This window comes from Ruegeria sp. HKCCD6604, assembly GCF_013110635.1.
GTDB lineage: Bacteria > Pseudomonadota > Alphaproteobacteria > Rhodobacterales > Rhodobacteraceae > Ruegeria.
In genome coordinates, this window is the sequence record NZ_WVQW01000004.1 from 214,899 (window position 1) to 235,728 (window position 20,830).

A 20,830-nucleotide genomic window follows, 5' to 3' on the forward strand; every position below is an offset into this window, starting at 1 on the left:
TGTGTCCTTAACCCTCAGTGCGCCGAAGCATCATGTGCCGCCGGGAAAGCCCCAGTCACGACGTAATCCGTCACGGAGTTTATCGGTTGCGACAATTTTCAGGCCGGTATTCGGTTTGATTGTCGCGCCACCTGACGGTTTTCCGGTGCATGCATCGCGGGCCGGCACAGCCATCGCGCGAAGAACGCGATGCCAACCATCCGGCCGATCTCCGGTTGCCCACCATGACCGCGGCGTTGCAGTTGCAGGAAAAAAGGCAACGCACCTGTTTAGCGGGGATCAGAACCTCAACAATTCAAGCGTATGCCCGGCGGGCAGATCTTCGATCTCAGCGGGTATGATCGCCAACCCGTCTGCCTGCGCCAGCAAGGCAACACGGCCGCTATAGGAGGGTGCCATCAGACGCACTTTGGGAAGGCCTTCGGGCGAGGTGCCGTCAATCTGGACCGGACGATACTCCTGCCGGCCCGCGTGACGCTGCGCGGGTTCAGCCAGCACGGCCTGAACAGGTATCTGAGGCCTGTGGCGCAGACCCGCACGGCGCGCCATCATCTGCGATCCGATTATCTGCCATGTCACATAGGCCGAAACAGGGTTGCCCGGCAGACCAACATAGAGAGCATGCCCGCGCCTCCCGAACATGACCGGTTTACCCGGTTTCATCGCCACTTTCATGACATCGGTTTCGCCGCCGATCTCACTGAACAGTCTGGGCATGTGGTCTTCATCCCCAACAGACACCCCCCCGGTTGTAACGATCAGATCCGAGGCATCGCACGCCTCGCGCAGAACCTGTTCCAGACGGGTCGGGTCATCCACGACCGGCCCCCGGTCGGTCAGTTCGATCCAGGGTTTTTGCAACAGCGCCAGCAGCATATATCGGTTCGAGTTGTAGATTTGGCCGGGGCCAAGGGGCTCACCCGGTTGGCGCAGTTCGCTGCCTGTCGAAAAGATCGTGACCTTCAGTTTTCGGAACACCAGGACCTCGCCGTACCCGGCGGATGCCAGGGCTGCCACCTCACGCGGTCCAATTTCACAGCCGCCTCGCAGGACCAGCCCCCCGGCACAAAGATCTTCCCCCGCGCGCCGGATATGCTGGCCGGGTTTCGGGCGGCGGCTGAATCGAATCCTGTCGATCAGAAGATCGCAGTCTTCCTGCATCAACACGGCATCGAAGTCAGGCGGCACCGGAGCGCCCGTGAAAATGCGCAAAGCGCTGCCTTCAGGGGCATCATGGTCACCGCAGTCGCCCGCAGCCACGCGCCCGGCGATGGGCAGTTCGAACATCGGCCCATCGCCCAGATCACCGGTGCGGATGGCATAGCCATCCATGGCAGAGTTGTCGAAGGCAGGCATGTCGACCTTGCTGGTGCAATCCTCGGCCAGAACCCGGCCTATCGCCTGTTCCAGCGGCAAAATCTCGGTTTCGGCAACAGGATCGGCGACGGAAAGACCGCGCTGAAGGGCGTCATCTACAGTCAGATACATGTGGGCGTGGCGGTCACAGGCGCATCCATCAGCCATTTTGAGTCTCCGAAAACATTAAGGGTCCTGCGAATCCCGACTGTTCGGCCGGATCGAGAATGGGCAGACCGGCTTTGACCGCTTCCAAATCCGAGTTGGGATCACCAACGACCGGCAGCGTGCCCACGCCATGCCGACCATGTGCGGCGCGACCTATGCCGTCGCCGCCTTCTTTTCCGGACGACAAATCCGGCTCGGGTTGGCCGCAAAGCTCAGACACGCGCGCGCAGTCAGAGCCCATGCCAAGGGTGGACGTTACGGTGGGCCCTCTCGACGACCTCTTGAAGCCCACGGTATCCCAGGCAGGGATTGGTGCAGATAGCGTCAGCCAAGTGTTCATCCGTCCCTCCGGAGTTCAGGCCGCCCGGCGGGTAACCCCCAGCAGGTCAGCCGAAACGCTGATCATCACCGGCAAAAGGACGCGATGGTTTTTGTCGCACGGTCCGGCCAGAAATTCCCGGCCAATGGACAGCAAGGCGGGTTTACTGTCATTGACATAGGTCATGATCCGCTGTTCGGGCGCCCCATCAGGAAGGGCACATTGCCGCCTTTGTTGGTTCCGCAGGTATTGAAATCACAACCGCAGCGTTGCGCTGGCCCTTTGGTCGGTTTCGAAAGGAAAAAGGCTGGCTTGGTCGCGAAAAAGTCGACAGGTGAAGGTGCCGGGGTCTTTTTCAGCAGATCTTGGCCGAATGCCAGACGTTCTTGACCGTCATGTAATTCTCAAGGCCTTCGGTTCCGCCTTCCCGACCATAGCCACTGGATTTCACGCCCCCAAAGGGCGTTTCCGGCATCGATGCTTCAAGCGTGTTGATCGACAAATTACCGACCTCGACCTCGTCAATCAGACGGTCGATGTAATCCGCCCGATTGGTGAAAGCGTACCCCGCCAGCCCGTATGGAACTGAATTCGCTAGATCGACCGCCTCATCCAGCGAAGCAACCGGGTTGATCACCGCAACCGGTCCAAACGGCTCTTCGCGCATGATCCGCGCCCCTTTAGGAACGTTCAATAACACCGTGGGTTCAAAGAAATATCCCCGCTCACCAAGCCGCGATCCCCCTGTGGCAAGCGTTGCCCCTTGTGCCACTGCGTCTTCAACCAGCTCTGACAAGGCTGGAACGCGCCGGTCGTTGGCCGTTGGGCCCATTTCAACGGTTGCGTCAAGCCCATTGCCGACAACCGTGGCTTTGGCCCTAGCAACAAACCCGGCCGCATAGGCGTCAAAAATACTCTCATGCGCGAAGAAACGGGTTGGCGAAGTGCAGACCTGACCGGCATTGCGCATTTTGCGGACCGCGCCTGAAACGGCCGCCGATTGCACATCCGTATCTTCGCAAACGATGACCGGCGCGTGGCCGCCCAACTCCATGAGCACTCGGGTGTCGTGCCGGGCCGCCAAAATGGTCAAATGACGCCCGACGGTTGTCGATCCGGTGAAGGCCACCAGGCGAACGGGGTCCTGCGGGATCAGATGGCCGGATATCTCGGATGGTTCACCGAACACCAAATTCAGAACCCCTGCCGGCAGACCGGCATCTTCGAACGCTTTTGCTATGTGCAAAGCGCCGGCAGGCGTTTCTTCTGCCGCTTTCAGGATCACCGAACAGCCCGAGGCCAAAGCACCGGCGATTTTCCGGGCAGGTTGGCTCATGGGGAAGTTCCACGGCGAAAATGCCGCGACAACGCCGACAGGCTGGTGATGAACTGCAAATTTGTGCCCCTGCGCCGCCGGAATGATCCGCCCATAGGTCCGCATCGCCTCGCCCGCATCCCATTCAAAGAACTCGGCGCCGCGAATGACCTCCAGCCGGGCCTGCTTCAAAGGCTTGCCATGTTCCAGAGTAATGGAATGCGCGATTTCTTCCTGCCGCTGACGCATGAGGGCTGCCGCCCGCAGGATCGTATCCGCGCGTTCCCGCGGCGATGTGCGGCGCCACAGTCGAAAGCCTTCGACGGCCGCTTGCAGCGCGTCGTCCAGGTCTTTCACCGATGCGCAAGGCAATCGACCGAGTTCTTCCTCGGTTGCCGGGTTGACAACCGGGATATCGCGCCCGGTTTTTCGCCACGTGCCGCCAATGAACAGCCTGAGCTCTGGATACATGAAACCGGCGCCTCCATTTGCCTTGATTTTTGATCGCGCGATGCCTCGCATGAGTTCAAGCGCATTGCGCGAATACGGATATCAAATTGGCGAATATCTGGTCTGTCTGCTCTGCGCCGCCCGATGCAGAGCCGTTTTGAAAGCGCGCCCCGCAGGCGACAGATCGTCATCGGCACGGAAGGACACTCCAATCGGCCCCTGCCCGAAAGGAACCTCCCAGGCGAGCTGGGCAAGATGGTTGTTTTCGATATCCTGGACGACGACCTCGGCAGGCATAAGGCCGATCAGGTCGCGGGATTGCAGCAGCGCCCGGTTCGTCAGGTAGGACACGGATTCTATGGCGACCGGTGGCACATATTGCTGCTGGCCGACGAAAAAATGATCCGCCTGACGTCGCAACGTGGTTTCTTGCGGGGGAAGAATCCAGCCAAACGGCTTGGTTTGCGCAAAGGTCACGGCGTCCCGCCCCGCAAGCGGGTGTTTAGGGCCGACAATGGCCAATATCCGATCCTCGAACAGTTTTTCCTGTCGAATCTTGTCGCGATGCCGGTGCGACGGCAGGCGTCCTACAACCATGTCGATCTCACCCGACAGCAGCCGGGGCATGAGCACCTCGTTGGTCCCTTCGCTGATCTTGACTGCAACGTTCGGGCGGTCTTTCAACAGCAGTTCAATGGCGGCAGGTAGCAAGCTAGTTGACGCTGCAAGCAGTGTTCCCACCACGACACGGCCGGAATTTCCTTCGTTCAGATCGTCCAGTTCCTGCGCGGCATTGGAAACCTGAGCAAATATCAGCTTCCCGTGACGTATGAGAGTTTCGCCAAAAACCGTTGGCACAACGCCTCGGTTGGTGCGCGTGAACAGCTTGACTTCGAAATCCAGTTCAAGATCCTGAATCATCTTGGTTGCCGCTGGCTGAGATATTCCCAGCTCACGCGCGGCATTCTGAATGTTCCCATGTGCGCCAACTGCAACCAGCAGACGCAGCTGTCGCAGCTTCAGGCGGGTCAAGGCGCGGTCAACGATGCGAGAGTGGCGTCCAACCATGGCTACAGAACAATCGGCTTGCAAAGCTGATCCAGCTTGGACAGCACGCTCATGGCCGCAAGCGCCGAGCTTCGCGGGTTGTCGGGCAGCGCGGTGCCGCTGATCCGGAACTGAAACGTGCCGAAATCGCCTTCAGCCTCGACCTCGTGAATGTTCTTGTGGATCGTCGGATCGGCGATCAGACGAACCTGTGTGTTATCGAACCCCACACCCGCCAAGGCGACGGCGGCGGCGACATTTGCGTTCTTTGGGTAAGCCAGCGCCGCCTCTCGTGCGGAACCCTGAAAATGTGCTTCAGCCGCGGTGATGTTGCCGAGGTCAAGACTGTGTTCGGCAAGTGATCCCTTCCACCCCGCCGGCGGCTTGCGCCCCACATATGTGACGGATTTGAGCGGCCCGACCGCTGCGGCGCTGAGACAGTCCAGCCCGCCTATGGCACCGCTTGCCAGATGCAGCCGCGCCCCACCCTTTCGCGCGGCCCTGTTCAGCCGATCACTGACCTGCTGATCCGCAAGTGCGCCGGCAGAGACACTGATGATATCCAGCCCTCGCGCCAGAATGTCCGGACCCAAACCGGCCAATGCCTCGTGCCCCGCGCAATCCAGAACCATTTCGATTCCGGCCGGCAGGTCATCAACCGAACCGACTGACTTGGGCGATTTTGGATCAACGCGGTGTGGTCTGACCAGAATGGCTGCCAACTCATGCCCATGTTCTGGCAACATGCGCTGCACAAACTGCGCGATTGCGCCGGTTCCGATGACTGCGATCTTCATGTCTGGACCCTAGACCAGCATTGAAAAAATCTGAATTGGTAAGTTGGTGGTATATGTTTTTCAGATAACCATTTCCCTGAAATGGCACTGGACCGACCCGCCTGGTGTGTTTTGTTCCTGATGAAGCCACGGGGACCACTTTGGAAATGAAATACTCAAAACACGATGCGAAGGCCTATGCCCGCGAACATATGACTGGGATATGGGCAGCGGCACTGAACCCGTTCAATGATGACCTGTCTCTGGATGAATCGGGACTGCGTGCAAACATCCGCCATTGGATCGATGATCTGGACATCCAGGGCCTTTTCGTCGCCGGCAAACAGGGCGAGTTCTTTTCGATGAGCATCGAAGAGCGCAAGCGCAACTTCGAAATTGCCGTTGACGAATGCGCAGGCAAAGCCGGTGTAATCGTCTCGGTCTCGGACCAGAACATGAATACGGCCTTGGACCTGGCGCATCACGCCCAGAACTGCGGTGCGGATTACATCGTACTGCACGCGCCGGTTCTGAGCTTTGTGCACGATCGCGGAGAGGTTTTGTACCAGTACTACAAGCGTTTTTGTGACGAACTGGATATCGGCATCGCCATGTGGAGCCATCCAGACAGCGGCTATTTGATGCAACCCGAAGAATGCGCTCGCATTGCGGACTTACCCAATATCGTTGCGATAAAATACTCGGTCCCGCGCGAGATGTACGTGAAGCTGACCCATATGGTGGGCGACAGGATCCATGTCTCGACCTCGGCTGAACATGAGTGGCTGGACAACATATTGGAACTGGACTGGAAGCTCTATCTCTGCTCGTCCCCGCCCTATCAGCTGCAAAGCAAGGTCGATCAGCGGATGAACGAATACACGCGTCTGGCCTTTGTGGGAAAGGCCGATGAAGCGCGACGTGTCTTTGACAGTCTGAACCCTGTCCGCGACGCGATGAAACGCGCGCGTCCTGCGGGCAAACCCACTGCATTCGGGAAGTACTGGCAAGAGTTGCTGGGTCAGGTCGGTGGCCGTGTACGTCCGCCGATGCTGGAACTGACCGACGCCGAAAAAGCGATCATTCGCAAAGCATTTGATGAAAGCGGGCTGCGCGTCTGAGCTGGGTGAGGCCGGGCAGTATAAGGAAATCGGATAGCGAGATGCTGATAATTTCTTTGCGGTCATGAAAAAACGCGCCAAACTTTCCGGGATAGGGAGTGGGACATGTCAAAACTGAAAGCGTTCAACTTTAAGGCCTGGATCGACGAACACCGCCATCTGCTCAAACCGCCCGTAGGGAATCGTCAGGTTTGGGAAGACGCCGATCTGATGGTCACTGTTGTGGGTGGTCCGAACAAGCGAACCGATTACCACGATGACCCGGTGGAAGAATTCTTCTACCAGCTTGAAGGCGACATGGTGCTGAAAATCTATGACGGAGAGGAGTTCTATGATGTTCCGATCCGAGAAGGCGAGGTTTTTCTGCTGCCTCCGCATGTACGCCATTCGCCACAGCGCCCTCAGGAAGGTTCGATCGGGCTTGTGATTGAACCCAAGCGCCAGACCGGAGAGCTGGACGCCATCGAATGGTATTGCTTTGAATGCGGATCACTGGTGCATCGAGCGGAAATGCAGCTAAAGTCCATCGTTGATGACCTGCCTCCGGTTTATCAGAAGTTCTATGCCTCGGAACAAGACCGCACCTGCCCCAATTGTCAGGCTGTGCACCCGGGAAAGGAACCGCCCGAGGGCTGGGTCACGTTGTAAAACAAGATCAAACAGGGGAAGTAATGAGACATTTTGCAAAAATCGCCGCCTCTGCGGCTGCGTTGGCATTGGCGTCCGTGGCCGCTCACGCCGAAGAGTTTCGGTTGGGTCTGATCACGCCGCCACCGCATATCTGGACCAAAGCCGCCGAAGCGTTTGGGGCCGAGTTGAATGAGGCCAGTGGTGGCGCGCATTCGGTATCGGTCTTCCCGGCCCGCCAGTTGGGGAACGAGGCCGAAATGCTGCAACAATTGCAGACCGGCGCGTTGGACATGGCTTTCATGACCGTGGCTGAAGTTTCGAACCGCGCGCCCGAGTTGGGGGCGTTCTATGCGCCCTATCTGGCAGATGACATTGGACACGCGGGGCGCATCCTGCGATCCGATACGGCCAAATCCATGCTGGAACCCTTGCCGGGGCAGGTTGGTGTCGTTGGACTAGGATATGGGATGGCAGGATTGCGCCAGATCGTCAGCCGGGGCGAGGTTTCCTCCGCCGAAGATCTGTCTGGCCTCAAGCTGCGGATCACGCCTTTCACGCCGATCCTCGACTTCTACAACGCGGTGGGGGCGGCACCCACGCCCATGCCCTTGCCTGCCGTCTATGATGCGCTGGCCAATGGTCAGGTCGACGCCATCGACATGGACGCCGAGCTGATCTGGGTTCTGAAATATTATGAACACGCCGACACGATCGTGCAGTCGGATCACATGATGTTCCCGATGGTCGGGCTGGTATCGGCCAAGGTCTGGGCTGGTATGTCTGAAGAAGACCGCGCGATGATCGCGGAACTCATGGCCAAGCATGTCGACAGCACCATTGATGCCTACGTTGAAAACGATGCCAAATGGCTGGAGCAGATCGAGGGCACTGGCAAAGCCTACAAAAAGGTTGATGCCTCGTTCTTTGGCGACGCGATCGAAGAGTGGAACGGGATCTGGTCCCAGAAAACCTCTTCCCTTGACGCTTTGCGGCAGACTGCGGCAGAAACAAAATAACGAAAACGGCATGACGAAAGGGGCGCAGCTCGATCCTGCGCCCTTTTTCACGGGAGAGCAGCGATGTTGTATCGGCTGTCGGCAGGCTTGGCGCGGGTCGAGTTGTGGTGCGCTGCCTTTCTGGCAGTCTGCATAACGGCTCTGATTTTGTTGAATGTCGTGACGCGAACGGCGGGCAACGCCCTGTTCTGGGTTGATGAGCTGGCGATCTACGCGATGGTCTGGATGACTTTTCTGGGCGCGTCTTCCGCATTGCACCATCGCAGCTCGGTGTCGATCTCCATCGTTTCCGACAACGTGCCCGAACGCGCGAAACCATTGATCCGCAAGGGTGTGGACGTGGTCGTGTTTGCTTTTTCCCTTGCGATGCTGTGGTTCTGCTGGCGCTGGTTCCTTCCGCTGGACATCGCCAGCAGCGGATTTGACGTGGCGGCGTTTCAAGGTCAGACATTCAATTTCATCTACGCCGAGCCAACGCTGACCCTGGGCCTGCCAAAGTATCTGTTCTGGTTGGTGATGTGGCTTTTCGCACTGGGCGCGACACTGCATTCCACCATGCATCTGCTGAGCCCCCCGGGCAAAGGGGCACAGCCATGAGCCCCATCGTCTTTCTGGCCACTCTACTTCTGTCCGTGCCCGTGGCGATCGTGCTGGCGATCACGGCCATCTGGTACATCTGGGAAAGCGGCAACACGGTTCTTTATGACAGCTTCGCGCAGAAAATGTTCGGCGGTCTTGAGAATTACGGCCTGCTGGCAATTCCTCTGTTCATGTTGACCGGAGAATTGATGAACGAAGGCGGCATGACCCGGCGCCTTGTCGCGCTGGCCCGGGTATTTGTCGGCGGGTTTCGCGGCGGGCTGGCCTATATCAACTTGCTGGCAAACATGTTCATGGCGGCAATCATCGGGTCTGCGACGGCGCAGATCGCGGTGATGTCGCGCGCCATGGTCCCCGCGATGGAGGAGGAGGGCTATGACAAGGGTTTCGCCGCTGCCACGACGGCCGCGGGCGGGCTGCTGGCTCCGGTCATCCCGCCGTCGATGATGTTTGTCATCTTCGGTGTTCTGGCTCAGATCCCGATTGGTGACATGTTCATTGCAGGAATCCTGCCCGGTTTGATCCTTGCCGGGGCTTTTGCATCGGTCATCACCCTGATCGGGTGGTGGCAGAGCTTTCCGAAAGGGCATTGGATGACGCGTGCCGAAGCCGTCCAGGCCTTGATCAGCGCGGCCCCCGCCCTGCTGATCCCGATGTCGATCATAGGCGGCATTCTGTTCGGGATCGCCACACCGACCGAATCCGCCGCAATCGCGTCCCTGATCGCGTTTCTGGTGGGCTGGTTGGTCTACGGGGACCTGAAGCCGAGCAACCTGGCACAGATGTTCAAACGCACGGCGGCCAACGCGTCGATGATCCTGTTCATGATCGCGGCCGCCAGCGTGTTCGGCTGGGTCATCATCTATGAGGAAATACCACAGCAACTGGCTGGGTTGATCACCTCGATCACTTCGGACCCGTTCGTGTTCCTGCTGATCGTGAACCTTGCGCTTTTGCTGGTTGGAATGGTGATCGATGGCATCGCCGCGATCATCCTGATCACTCCGATCCTGCTGCCGATTGCAACCGGGTCATATGATATCAGCCCTTATCAGTTCGGCATTGTTGCTTGCCTGAACCTTGTGCTTGGGCTGCTGACGCCCCCGGTCGGGATCGGATTGTACATCGCCTCGTCCATGAGCGGCACATCGCCCGGTTCAATCCTGAAATCGCTTTGGCCTTTCCTGATCGCAGTAACTTTGGTGTTGCTTCTGCTCAGCTATTACCCAAGCCTGTCAACGCTGCTGATCTGAACCAGCTACGTTTGCAGGCGCATTCCGTCGCAGACATGACGCCGGAAATCTCGCTCTACTTAACGGCGCCCGTCAGCTAAGCTGGTCTGAACATGCCAATTGGTCACAAAAAGGACAATCATGCTGCTCGACACTCCGATCTGCGATTTCGGTTGGAACGCCCCGGACTTCACGCTCAAAGACCCGAACGGTCGGGCCTTCAAGATGTCCGATCATCTGCAAAACGGGTTGCTGATCGCCTTCATCTGTAATCATTGCCCCTATGTCAAAACGATCACGGACCGGCTTGCCCAGGACACGGACCTGCTGATGTCCAAGGGGATCGGCGTGTTGGCGGTCATGTCGAACGACTATCGCGATTACGCCGAAGATTCGCCGCAGAACATGTTGGAATTTGCACGGCAGAACGGCTTCAACTTTCCATACCTCGTGGACGAGGATCAATCCGTAGGAAAGGCTTATGGTGCTGTCTGCACTCCGGATTTCTTCGGTTTGAATGCGGATGGAAAGTTGCAGTACCGGGGCCGTCTGGACAATCTGGGCCGCGGCCAGACTAGCAAGCGCGAACCAGAATTGGTCAATGCGATGCTGCAAATTGCCGAGACCGGGCAAGGCCCCCAAGATCAGACACCCTCAATGGGATGTTCGATCAAATGGACCCGAGGCTAGGCCATGGGGATCACGTCACTGGATCATGTCAATCTGCGCACCACGCGTTTGGACGAGATGATCGAATGGTACTGCAACGTGCTGGGGATGCGGGTCGGGCCACGCCCACCCTTCCCCTTTCCCGGAGCCTGGCTTTATGTCGAAGAAAACGCCTTCGTGCATCTGGTCGGTGTCCAGGCCGAGGCCACGGGTTCGGACGCAGACCTGAAGCTTGAGCATTTCGCTTTTTCGGCGACAGGGTTGGATCGGTTCGAAGCGCATCTCAAAACAAATGGCGTCTCCTATCGCCGTGTGGAACTGACGGCGATCGACACCGTTCAGTTGAACGTCTGGGATCCGGACGGCAATCACATTCACATCGATTTTCGGACCGGCGAATAGAGATGGCAGGCTCCGATACCGTTTCGCGCAATGAAATTTCCTCACCCTTAAATTGAACACTTGACCGGAATTCGCGTGTCGTCCTTGATAGGGTGGTGTTTTCCCGGACTGCGCCCGGGGCTGGTCCTTTCAACCAGAGGGAAATGGGGAATGCTTGGATCGGCCTGGTCGCGGCCATGCATGGTGGTCAAATGGCTGAAATTGATGAATGGCTGATCCGAAACGGCTTGTACAAATATGTCGATGCCTTCTACCGGCACGAGGTCGAACTGGGTGATCTGCCGGAACTGAGCGACGATGACCTTGTCACGATCGGGCTGCCCCTTGGACCCAGGCGCCGCTTTCTGAAAGCAATACGGGTTGAAACCGGGCAGCCTGCGGGATCACATCGCACGCATCAGGAACCCAACATCATTGCAGAGCGCAGACAGCTGACAGTCATGTTCATCGATCTTGTTGGATCGACGGCGATATCGCAAAAGCTGGATCCTGAAGATCTGGCCGAGGTTCTGAGGCTGTTCAAAGAGACCTGCGCCGCTGCGGTCGCCGCTTTTGACGGGCATATCGCCAGTTACTATGGCGACGGCATCATGGTGTTTTTTGGCTTTCCGCATGCGCATGAAGACGACCCGGAACGCGCCATTCATGCAGGTCTTCGGATCGTTCGCGAAATTCCGGAAATCCGCACGCATGCTCATCTTGAAGTCCGCATAGGGATCGCGACCGGCCTGGTTGTCGTCGGTGACCTGCGGGGAGAGAAGATGTTCGAGGATGGCACCGCCATGGGCGAGACCCCGAACCTTGCCGCACGGCTTCAATCGATGGCTGATCCGGGGACAATGATCGTCGCGCCGACGACACGGGAATTGGCGGGTGATGCGTTCGAATATGTGCGCCGTGGCACGTTTCAATTGAAAGGCTTTGCCAAAGAGGTCGAAGCCTGGCAGGTCACCGGCACGCGCCAGACTCTCAGCCGTTTTCTTGCGGCAGACGACGCCCGGATGAGTTCATTGGTCGGGCGCGCGCAGGAGCATGAAACCCTTCAAAGCAAGTGGAAGCTGGCCCGTCAGGGTCAAGGTCAGGTGGTGCTGGTCTCGGGCGAGGCGGGCATAGGAAAATCCAGGCTGATCGAAGAGCTTCGCCGCACGATCCCGGACGCAAAACACCGACAGCTTCGATTTCAGTGTTCGCCCTTTCATGACGCAAGCGCGTTGTACCCGATCATTCGCCAGCTTGAAAACGCGGCCGAACTGCGGGCCGGTGACAGTGCGGACGAAAAATTGAACAAGATCCACGGCGTTCTGGGCGATCCTTCTGAAGGGTCACTGAAACTGGCTGCGGCACTGTTGTCGGTCCCGTTTGAAGACAGGCTTGGCCCGCTGGATCTGACCCCTGAGCAGATCATGAAGCAGACGCTGGACATGCTGGTCAACCATGTGATCGGCATGGCGCAGGAAACCCCGACCCTGTTGCTGTTTGAAGATGCACATTGGATCGATCCAACGACAAAGACTCTGCTTGATCAGCTTGTAACCCGGATAGAGGACGCGCGCCTGCTGATGGTCATGAGCTATCGGACAGGCTTTGATTCGGGTTGGCCACAATCACGCAACCTGATGCACGTCGCGCTTCAACAACTGGATTTCGCGCAGGTCAAAGAGATCGTGAACGATGTTGCCAAAGGCAAGACCGTCCCGGACGAAATTCACCGTCTGATTGCCGCCAGATCCAACGGTGTCCCGCTGTTCGTAGAAGAGGTGACGAAGGATCTGCTGGAATCCGATCTTCTGACCGAACGCGCCGACGCCTATACGATCGACCGGTCCACGCCATCACCCACTGTGCCGAAAACACTGCATGACGCGTTGATGGCTCGTCTTGATCGACTGAGCTCGGCCAAGGAAGTGGCACAGATCGGCGCTGTCATTGGCCCGCAATTCTCTTATCCGATGATTGCAAGCGTGTCCCGCTTTGATGAACGGGCGTTACGTTCCGGTCTGGATTTGCTGGTGGATGCCGGGATCGTGATTGTTTCAGCCTCAGAGCCCGAGGAAACGTTCAGTTATCGTCACGCTCTCATTCGCGACACCGCTTACAACAGCCTGCTGAAACGCGAGAGGCGAACGCTGCATGCGCGTGTGGTCCAAGCACTGAACTCTGCCTCGTTGCGCGAAAACTCTGCCGGTCCGGAAATTCTGGCTCATCACTACACGATGGCAGATATGCCGGACGAAGCGATAGAACACTGGTATCTGGCCGGGCAACGTGCCGTTGAACGCTCGGCCGGGATTGAAGCAGTCACTCAGTTGGGGCGTGCGTTGGCGTTGCTTGAACAGCAGGAAGACTCGGTTGACCGCGACCGCATGGAAACCAAGATCCAGACATTGCGGGCCGGCGTTCTGCGCTCGACCGCTGGCATCGCGGCCGATGAAACGGGTGCGGTGTATGCCCGGATCCGCGACCTGTGCAATCGGCTGGGCGAAACCGAACAATTGTTCCCTGTGCTCAATGGTCTCTATGCGTATCATCTGGTCCGCGGCGAATACGACCTTGCCAAGGACGTCGCGGCGCAGTTGCTGGACCTGTCCAAGCTGACCGACGAAACGCATCACATAATGATTGCCCATCGGGCCATGGGTGCCGTCTTGTTGCATATCGGGCAGCAGGACGCCGCCTATGCACATCTGCGACAAGCGTTGCGCTTGTATGATCCTCAGCAGCACAGCCGTCTTGCCTATGTCTACGGCACGGATCATGCCGCCATTACATCCTGCTTCCTGAGCATGACGGTCTGGTTGCGCGGAGAACCCGACCGCGCGCTCGAGATTCAGCATCAGGCGATCTCGGCGGCGCAGAAACTCAATCACGCTCATAGCCTGGCACAGACGCTGACATATCTGTGTATGCTGCACCTGTTGCGGCGTGAACCTGAACAGGTTTACGACGTTGCCGCGCGCCTCGAGGAACTGGCGACCAAACACACCTTCCCCTTCATGACACTGACGGCGAATGTTTGGCGGTGTTGGGCGGACGCGCAGATCAAGCCAGGCCCGGAAACGATCCGAGCAATGCGCGAGGCGTCCGAAGCCTGGTGGGCCAGCGGGGCCGGAAACTACAAGCCGGTGTTCCTGACGGCCCTTGCCGAAGCGTCATTGAAGGCGAACGACCCGAAGGCGGCTCAGCGCCTGCTGGATGAAGCCCGTGAACAGCAGGTTCTGACCAATGAAGCCTGGGCTCAGCCCGAGACGGATCGGATACAGGCGTTGGTGCGGTCCATGGACACTGCCGCAGATGATCTGTTCACGGAGGCTCTGGAAACCGCACGCAAACAGCAGGCAATAATGTTCGAACTGCGCACAGCGGTGGATTACGTGCAAACTTGCGACCGCTTTGGCTGCTCACCGGCCTCGCCGCCTGATCTTGGAAAGATTCTGGCTATGATTGTTGGCGGCGCGCAGACCCGCGATGTCGCGCGGGCCATGTCTTTGCTCAATCAATCGAAAGTGTCGTAGGGTACTTACCCGGCCAGTTCGGCGGGCAGCACCCTTCCATCCATCCTGTCGCCCCGCAGGACCACAGGCGCAAAGCTTCGCTGCGTCAACTTGGTTGCAACTCGTCCTGATATCCGAACAGCGCAGGTTGACCGCCCGTGTGCAGCAGAACAACTTTCTGGCCTTTTTCGATGGCGCCTTGTTCAACCAGTCCAAGAAGCCCTGCAAAGGTTTTGGCGGAATAAACAGGGTCAAGAAAGATGCCCTCGGAGCGCGCCATCAGGGTCAACGCCTCGCGGGTTGCGCGACCGATCCGCCCATATCCGGGCGCCAAGGCGCCGTCCCAGGTATAGATGTCTTCCATGACCAAAGCAGGGTCGAAACCCATCATGGTCGCCAATCGCCCTAGGACGTTTTGCAGTCGCGCGTGCTGCTGGTTTTGATCGCGACGCACGCATATGCCGTAGACAGGCGCAGTCTGTCCGACCAAACGCAATCCGGCCAGGAACCCACCATGGGTTGCCCCGCTTCCCGACGGCACCACTGCGGCGTCGAAATCGCTGATCTGAGTATGCAACTCGGCCGCCCCCGCCACATAGCCCAATGACCCCAGCGGAGGGTGATCTATGTCCAGATGGATCACGTATGGCTTCCGACCCATGGCAACCAGTTCCTCGGCGCGTCCGTGAAGAGCGCCGTCCGCGCCCGCCTCGTCCTCACCCTTGGGATAGCCAATATGTTCCGCCCCCAGAAGCTGTGCCAGAAGAACATTCCCGGATCGATGGTAGTACTCTCCCATATTCGTCACGCGGTCTTCCAATTGAAGAACGGATGACATTCCCAGCTTTGCCGCCGCAGCTGCCGCGGTGCGCACGAAATTGGATTGCACGGCACCTGTGATCAGGATGGTGTCCGCCCGCTGCCTCAGCGCCTCGCCCATATAAAATTCCAGCTGGCGGGTCTTGTTTCCGCCGAAGCTGAGCCCGGTCAGGTCGTCGCGCTTGATCCACAGATCCAGCCCCAATTGGTCAGAAAGACGCTCAAGCCGTTCGACCGGGGTAACCGATGTCATCAACCTTGCGCGGGGATAGTTTGAAAGCGCTGCGTCTATCATGGACCAGGTGCCCCTTCATTTTCATGCAAAAGACTCGTGCCGATGGATGGCACTGCTGATCAGGATAGTGAGGTTTAGGAAAGCGTGGAAGACAGCCGGTCACGCGCAAAAGCGCCCGACTGAAGCCCCCGTAGGAGCTGGCCAGTTTCGGATAACGGGTTTTCCGTGAATTTGCAGCGCCGAACGGTCCGGCCGCCGGTGATCAATCACCTCTCGCTGGTGTCGCTTTCGGCGTAGTTGCGCAAATCGTCCATGTCGGCGATATCCGCGTGGTTCCTGTTGATCTTGACGCCAACGGGTTTCAACCGCGAAAACGCGCGGCTCAGGCTTTCGGGCTTCATCCCAAGACGTCCGGCGATAAGCATCTTGTCGTAAGGCAGTTCCACCTCGCAGCGACCGGAATCGCGATCGCACAGGTTCAACAGAAACTCTGCGACGCGTTGCGCCCCGGTTTGCGCCTTCAATTGTTCCAGCTGCGCCACCAGAGCATGCAGATGCGTGAATGTCGCAGCCAGAATTGAAACGCCGATTTCCGGGTCTTCCTTCATAAGGGACAGCAGCACCGGGCTGGGAATGTGCATCACTTCACAGGCTGAAACGGCTTCGGCGGACACGGGATACGGCACGTTGCGCAGCGCAACGGCCTCACCAAAGCTTTCTCCGCGGGTGAAAACGCTCACCACCGCTTCCGCCCCGGTCGGAGAGATACGGAACAGCTTGACCCAACCCGCCAGCACGACGTGCACGGCCTTGGCTTCTTCCTCTTGCAGAAAGATCGTCTCGCCACGGTCATATTGCCGCCAAATCGCTTGCCGCAGCAAAGTATCCACATGCTGATCCGGCAGGCTGCGCAGAAGCAGAGACTGCCGCGCAATCGCCTTTTGTGCCTCGTGTGACATGAAGGCACTCCCTTCTTCATCCAGTCCGGGCGATGGCCCGGGATATCATCCCCAATGCCCTGCTATGCCAAAGCCGGCGTGGCAGTGCCAGTCTTTTTCTTGACGATCAACTTGACAATTGTCATGTCACGGGGCCCGTCGCTGCCCTAGGGTCGGTTCACAGCCAGTTATCCGGGGAGCATGTCAGATGGATTTCGAGCGATTTTTCAGCCAGAGCCTCGACGCTTTGAAAGATGAAGGGAATTATCGGGTTTTCATCGACTTGCAGCGACGTTGCGGAGCCTTCCCGAACGCACGCCAGACCGATGGTTCGATCCAGCGAGATGTGCGCATCTGGTGCTCGAATGACTACCTTGGAATGGGGCAACACCCTGCGGTCATCAACGCCATGCACGATGCGCTGGAGCGTTGTGGCGCCGGTGCGGGCGGAACGCGCAACATTTCGGGCACGACGCATGACCACGTGCTGCTTGAGGCAGAGTTGGCAGATCTCCATGGCAAAGAGGCCGCTTTGCTGTTCACCTCGGGCTATGTATCAAACTGGGCCGCTCTGGGAACGCTGGCTGCGAAGATCCCCGGTCTGATCGTTTTCTCTGATGCGCTGAACCATGCCTCGATGATCGAAGGCATCCGCCACTCACGGGCGCAGAAGGTGATATGGAAACATAACGATCTTGCGGATCTGGAGGCCAAACTGGCCGCTGCCGACCCCGACGCGCCCAAGATGATCGCCTTTGAGTCCGTTTATTCCATGGATGGTGATATCGCGCCGATCAAGGAAATCTGCGACTTGGCCGACAAATACGGCGCGATGACCTATCTGGATGAGGTTCACGCCGTCGGCCTCTATGGCCCGCGCGGCGGTGGTATTGCCGAGCGTGAGGGCCTGATGGATCGCCTGACCGTGATCGAAGGCACGCTGGGCAAGGCCTTCGGCGTGGTTGGTGGGTACATCGCAGCCTCGGCAGCGCTGTGCGATTTCGTTCGCAGCTTTGCCAGCGGCTTCATCTTCACCACGGCCCTGCCGCCTTCGATCGCGGCCGGTGCTGCCGCATCTATCCGGCATCTGAAGCAGTCAAGCGCCGAGCGTGATCTGCAAAAGGCCAGTGTGGATCAGGTGCGCGCCCGTCTGGATGCGGAAGGGATACCGCATCTGCCGAACCCCAGCCATATCATCCCGGTGATGGTGGGCGACCCGGTGAAGTGCAAGTTCATCTCGGATACGCTTCTTGAAGAATTCGGCATCTACATCCAGCCGATCAACTATCCCACTGTCCCCAAGGGCACCGAACGTTTGCGGATCACGCCGTCCCCGGTCCACACAGATGAGGATATCGATCATCTGGTTGGTGCCTTGTCGGCGCTCTGGCAGCGTTGTCAGATCGCGCGGATCCCACAGGCCGCTCAGTAACCAGCCCCCCTTTGCTTGACTTATGCCGCCTCTCGGGGCGGCATTTTTTTTGCCTCAGATCAGGTAGAGCGCAAAGATCACTACTGAAAATCCCGTCAATACCATGGTGAACCCACGCAGCCAGCTTTGGCTGTTCTCCAAATCCAGATAGTGTTTCAGGATCACGCGGGCCTTGATCAGCGCCAGCAACAGGATACCGCCAGCAATGATCGCGGTTGGTGCCCCAATCAAGGTCAGCAGCGCGGATCCCACGCTGAGGGCCAAGAGCGCAAGCCAGGCCTGGGTCAGAGGGTTCGGCGGCCCTTGGCGAGGTTCTTTGGTCAAAGATGAAGGTTGGGCCATCTGACTATCCCAACAGATAGATCACTGGAAACAGCATGATCCAGACCAGGTCCACCATGTGCCAAAACTGTGCGCCCGCTTCGACGCTACTGGGGTCGTCGCGCCAGGCTACCAGCAACAGAATTCCAACCCCGGCGAGGACATGCGCGGCATGAAAGCCGGTCAACATATAGTAGAACAGAAAGAATGGATGCGTTTCGTATCCTATCCCCTGAGACGCCTTGTCGGCGTATTCCGCACCCTTGATGATCAGGAACACGACACCCAGAAGCGCCGCAAGGATCAACGCCAATCGGGCCCGCAAACGTTGCATGTTCCGCCGCCAATGCAGCGCCTGTGCGGCCAGATAGCCGGATGTCACCAATACCGCGGTGTTCAAGGCCGCACCCGTGCGATGCAGATGCGACTGCGCCTCGGCAAAGCCCGCCGGATCGGTCAGACGTACCCCCATGAAGGCGATCATCCCCGCGCCAAAGACCAGCAGTTCCGAAATGATCAGAACCCACATCAGGAACTCGCCCGGCAGTTCGTCGATCAGAGAGGCATCACTCATGCGCCGACCAACTGGCGATAGACCTGCGGCAGGGCCATGGTCAGGCGATGCGGATCTGGGATGACGGCGAAACCGCCCTGCCCGAACATGCGCGGAAACCAGCTTTTGCCGGTTTTATCGATGGTAACGCCGAACACCGACTGTCCGGCCCGGCGCGCCTCGCGTATGGCCATGCAGGTATCTTCGATGCCGTGACGCCCCTCGTAATGGTCCAGGTCGTTTGGCTTGCCGTCGGTGATAACCAGCAGCAATCGGCGCTTGCGGGACTGGCTGGCCAGATCTGAGGAACAGTGCCGGATTGCCGCGCCCAACCTTGTATAATGTCCGGGGCGCAGCGACGCGATGCGCTGTTCAACTTTGGTTCCCATCGGTTCGTCAAACCGTTTGCAACGCTGCACATAGACGCGCTGACGCTTGAGGGAGCTGAACGCATGAATGGCGAAATCGTCACCGCAAGCGTTGAGGCCCCACGCCAAGGCCGCCAGCGCCTCGCGTTCGATATCGATCACGGCACGCCCCGTGACCGCGCTTTCGGTGGATCGGCTGACATCCAGCAGGATCGACACCGCCAGATCGCGGGCCTCGGGGCGGGATTGCATCCAGACGCGTTCCGTCCCTTCACCATTTGCGCAGCGGTCAACCTGCGCCCGAACGGCGGCTTCCATATCCAGCTGGTCACCGTCCAGATGGCCCCGGGTCATCACGCGCCCCGGGCGCAGCGCCTCGAATTGGCGCTTGACGGCGCGAATGCGGCGCGCAGTGGCCGGATCCTTGCCGAACTCGGCGGCATCGTCGCGGATATCGGCTTCCGAAAGCAGAACGTTCACATGATCCGGCAGGTATTGACCCGTCCGCACGTCCCATTCGGGATATAGAATACGGCCTGACAGGCGTTCGCGGTTGACGTCTTCGGGCGCCAGATCAAGGTGAAGCTTCAACTTGGTAGGCGGCGCCTTGGAAATCTGGCCAAGACCGATCTCTTCCTGATCGTCAGCCGCCTTCTTGGCGTTGTCGGGATCGTCGTCATCGATGCGACGGTTGATATTCAGAAACTCGGCCCAACTGAGGATGGCTTCGAACTTGTGCAGAATGAAACTGTCGCTGCGCTCGGCCTGATCCGATTTGCGGCGCCGGGCACGGTGTGTCTTTTCGCCGGATTCCTCTGGCGGGCCTTCGGTATCGGGGTTTTCAACCTCGTTGTGTTCCGAGAACCCAACTGCCCGCAACTCCGGCCACAGGGGAACCGGACGCATCGGCTGATAGCCGCGCGGTGCGATCAGGTCGTCGTCAAGTGCCAGAAGGTGCTCGGCCTGATCCGACAGGGGCTTGGGATCGCCCAGCATATGACGGATCAGTTCTTCAACCGCGGCCTCGGCAGGCGGCAGGCTGGGGATGTCGCGCTGATACAGCACGCCCTTGCACAGCTCGGTATACAGCGGACGCAAGCCAGGCGCATCGTCCAGAGTCGCCTCGACCATATGCCGGGCGGCGATCAAGGCACGCAGGTCGGCACGCAGTGGATCATCTTCGTCAATTCGGGTTCCGGCATGGGCGGCGGCGGCGGCCAACCAGACAAAGAGCGCGCCGTTTGCCTCGCGTGCGGGAAATACTGCCAGACGGTCGGGCAGACGCAAAACCTCTCCGTCGAACGAGGCGCGCGGCATCAATTCCACTTCGGTTGCAAGTTTGCGGCGCCAACTCAGGCGGTGGCGCGAAACCTCGGGTGAGACCGGGCGCAATTCAACGCCCGGACTACCCCCAAGCCCCCGAAAGAGGACTGCCAGCCGCCCCGCGACCTCGGAAAGGTCGACCGCGGCTCCAACATGCACCTGGGGTGCATCGAGGCGGCTGGCAAGGGTGTGCCACAGTTTCCCGATCGTTTCTTCGGGTTCCCATGGCTCAAAGTCGATCCTGACCAT

Annotated in this window: 20 protein-coding genes; 9 read left to right on the forward strand and 11 right to left on the reverse strand. The window is 58.8% G+C overall.

The features are described from left to right. Nucleotides 1-279 precede the first annotated feature (279 nt). The 6 genes from glp to GS614_RS12695 form a co-directional block, all read right to left on the reverse strand. Nucleotides 280-1,524 (reverse strand): gephyrin-like molybdotransferase Glp, encoded by a 1,245-nt coding sequence (gene glp / locus GS614_RS12670; protein WP_171726478.1) that lies wholly within the window; start codon nucleotides 1,522-1,524, stop codon nucleotides 280-282. Continuing rightward, nucleotides 1,517-1,864 carry a hypothetical protein gene (locus tag GS614_RS12675; protein WP_171726479.1) on the reverse strand — a complete coding sequence of 116 codons (348 nt, stop codon included), beginning with the start codon at nucleotides 1,862-1,864 and terminating at the stop codon, nucleotides 1,517-1,519. The genes glp and GS614_RS12675 overlap by 8 nt, the downstream gene beginning before the upstream one ends. Before the next feature lie 15 nt (nucleotides 1,865-1,879). Further along, a complete protein-coding gene (locus tag GS614_RS12680; protein ID WP_171726480.1) occupies nucleotides 1,880-2,029 on the reverse strand; it encodes a hypothetical protein in 150 nt (49 codons plus the stop codon). Nucleotides 2,030-2,198: 169 nt separating this feature from the next. Further along, nucleotides 2,199-3,629 (reverse strand): NAD-dependent succinate-semialdehyde dehydrogenase, encoded by a 1,431-nt coding sequence (locus GS614_RS12685; protein ID WP_171726481.1) that lies wholly within the window; start codon nucleotides 3,627-3,629, stop codon nucleotides 2,199-2,201. Nucleotides 3,630-3,710: 81 nt separating this feature from the next. Next, on the reverse strand, nucleotides 3,711-4,676 hold the full coding sequence (locus GS614_RS12690; protein WP_171205183.1) for a LysR substrate-binding domain-containing protein: 966 nt from the start codon (nucleotides 4,674-4,676) through the stop codon (nucleotides 3,711-3,713). Nucleotides 4,677-4,678: 2 nt separating this feature from the next. Continuing rightward, nucleotides 4,679-5,452 carry an aspartate dehydrogenase gene (locus GS614_RS12695; RefSeq protein WP_171726482.1) on the reverse strand — a complete coding sequence of 258 codons (774 nt, stop codon included), beginning with the start codon at nucleotides 5,450-5,452 and terminating at the stop codon, nucleotides 4,679-4,681. 146 nt (nucleotides 5,453-5,598) lie between these two features. On the opposite strand from GS614_RS12695, the gene GS614_RS12700 reads away from it, so the two are divergent. The 8 genes from GS614_RS12700 (at nucleotide 5,599) to GS614_RS12735 (ending at nucleotide 14,613) form a co-directional block, all read left to right on the forward strand. Then, a complete protein-coding gene (locus tag GS614_RS12700) occupies nucleotides 5,599-6,552 on the forward strand; it encodes a dihydrodipicolinate synthase family protein (protein WP_171726483.1) in 954 nt (317 codons plus the stop codon). A 105-nt stretch (nucleotides 6,553-6,657) separates the two neighbouring features. Beyond that, on the forward strand, nucleotides 6,658-7,200 hold the full coding sequence (locus GS614_RS12705; RefSeq protein WP_152460347.1) for a 3-hydroxyanthranilate 3,4-dioxygenase: 543 nt from the start codon (nucleotides 6,658-6,660) through the stop codon (nucleotides 7,198-7,200). Nucleotides 7,201-7,223: 23 nt separating this feature from the next. Beyond that, nucleotides 7,224-8,198, forward strand: a complete 975-nt coding sequence (locus GS614_RS12710) for a TRAP transporter substrate-binding protein (protein ID WP_171364397.1) — start codon at nucleotides 7,224-7,226, stop codon at nucleotides 8,196-8,198. Between the two features lie 63 nt (nucleotides 8,199-8,261). Then, nucleotides 8,262-8,795, forward strand: a complete 534-nt coding sequence (locus tag GS614_RS12715) for a TRAP transporter small permease (RefSeq protein WP_171205185.1) — start codon at nucleotides 8,262-8,264, stop codon at nucleotides 8,793-8,795. Next, nucleotides 8,792-10,051 carry a TRAP transporter large permease gene (locus GS614_RS12720; RefSeq protein ID WP_171726484.1) on the forward strand — a complete coding sequence of 420 codons (1,260 nt, stop codon included), beginning with the start codon at nucleotides 8,792-8,794 and terminating at the stop codon, nucleotides 10,049-10,051. Before GS614_RS12715 ends, GS614_RS12720 begins: the two co-directional genes overlap by 4 nt. A gap of 120 nt (nucleotides 10,052-10,171) precedes the next feature. After that, nucleotides 10,172-10,720, forward strand: a complete 549-nt coding sequence (locus tag GS614_RS12725) for a thioredoxin family protein (protein WP_171726485.1) — start codon at nucleotides 10,172-10,174, stop codon at nucleotides 10,718-10,720. Nucleotides 10,721-10,723: 3 nt separating this feature from the next. Beyond that, complete coding sequence (locus GS614_RS12730; RefSeq protein WP_171232091.1) at nucleotides 10,724-11,101, forward strand: VOC family protein; 378 nt, start codon at nucleotides 10,724-10,726, stop codon at nucleotides 11,099-11,101. Nucleotides 11,102-11,244: 143 nt separating this feature from the next. Next, a complete protein-coding gene (locus GS614_RS12735; protein WP_171726486.1) occupies nucleotides 11,245-14,613 on the forward strand; it encodes an AAA family ATPase in 3,369 nt (1,122 codons plus the stop codon). Nucleotides 14,614-14,698: 85 nt separating this feature from the next. On the opposite strand, the gene GS614_RS12740 is transcribed toward GS614_RS12735, so the two are convergent. After that, entirely contained in the window at nucleotides 14,699-15,706 is a 1,008-nt protein-coding gene (locus GS614_RS12740; protein WP_171726487.1) for a D-cysteine desulfhydrase family protein, read from the reverse strand. A 206-nt stretch (nucleotides 15,707-15,912) separates the two neighbouring features. After that, nucleotides 15,913-16,605, reverse strand: coding sequence for a Crp/Fnr family transcriptional regulator (locus GS614_RS12745; RefSeq protein ID WP_152460355.1), 693 nt, complete (start codon nucleotides 16,603-16,605; stop codon nucleotides 15,913-15,915). A 187-nt stretch (nucleotides 16,606-16,792) separates the two neighbouring features. Between GS614_RS12745 and hemA the strand changes: the two genes are divergently transcribed. Then, nucleotides 16,793-18,016, forward strand: coding sequence for a 5-aminolevulinate synthase (hemA, locus tag GS614_RS12750; protein WP_171726488.1), 1,224 nt, complete (start codon nucleotides 16,793-16,795; stop codon nucleotides 18,014-18,016). Between the two features lie 54 nt (nucleotides 18,017-18,070). Here hemA and GS614_RS12755 read toward each other — a convergent pair whose 3' ends face one another. From GS614_RS12755 to GS614_RS12765, 3 genes are read right to left on the reverse strand one after another with little or no spacing between them, the layout of a single operon-like run. Then, complete coding sequence (locus GS614_RS12755) at nucleotides 18,071-18,358, reverse strand: cytochrome C oxidase subunit IV family protein (protein ID WP_171666325.1); 288 nt, start codon at nucleotides 18,356-18,358, stop codon at nucleotides 18,071-18,073. Nucleotides 18,359-18,362: 4 nt separating this feature from the next. Then, on the reverse strand, nucleotides 18,363-18,911 hold the full coding sequence (locus GS614_RS12760; RefSeq protein WP_171638691.1) for a cytochrome c oxidase subunit 3: 549 nt from the start codon (nucleotides 18,909-18,911) through the stop codon (nucleotides 18,363-18,365). After that, the gene (locus tag GS614_RS12765; RefSeq protein WP_171726489.1) at nucleotides 18,908-20,830 is read right to left on the reverse strand and encodes a nitric oxide reductase activation protein NorD; all 1,923 of its coding nucleotides are present in this window, start codon (nucleotides 20,828-20,830) and stop codon (nucleotides 18,908-18,910) included. The genes GS614_RS12760 and GS614_RS12765 overlap by 4 nt, the downstream gene beginning before the upstream one ends.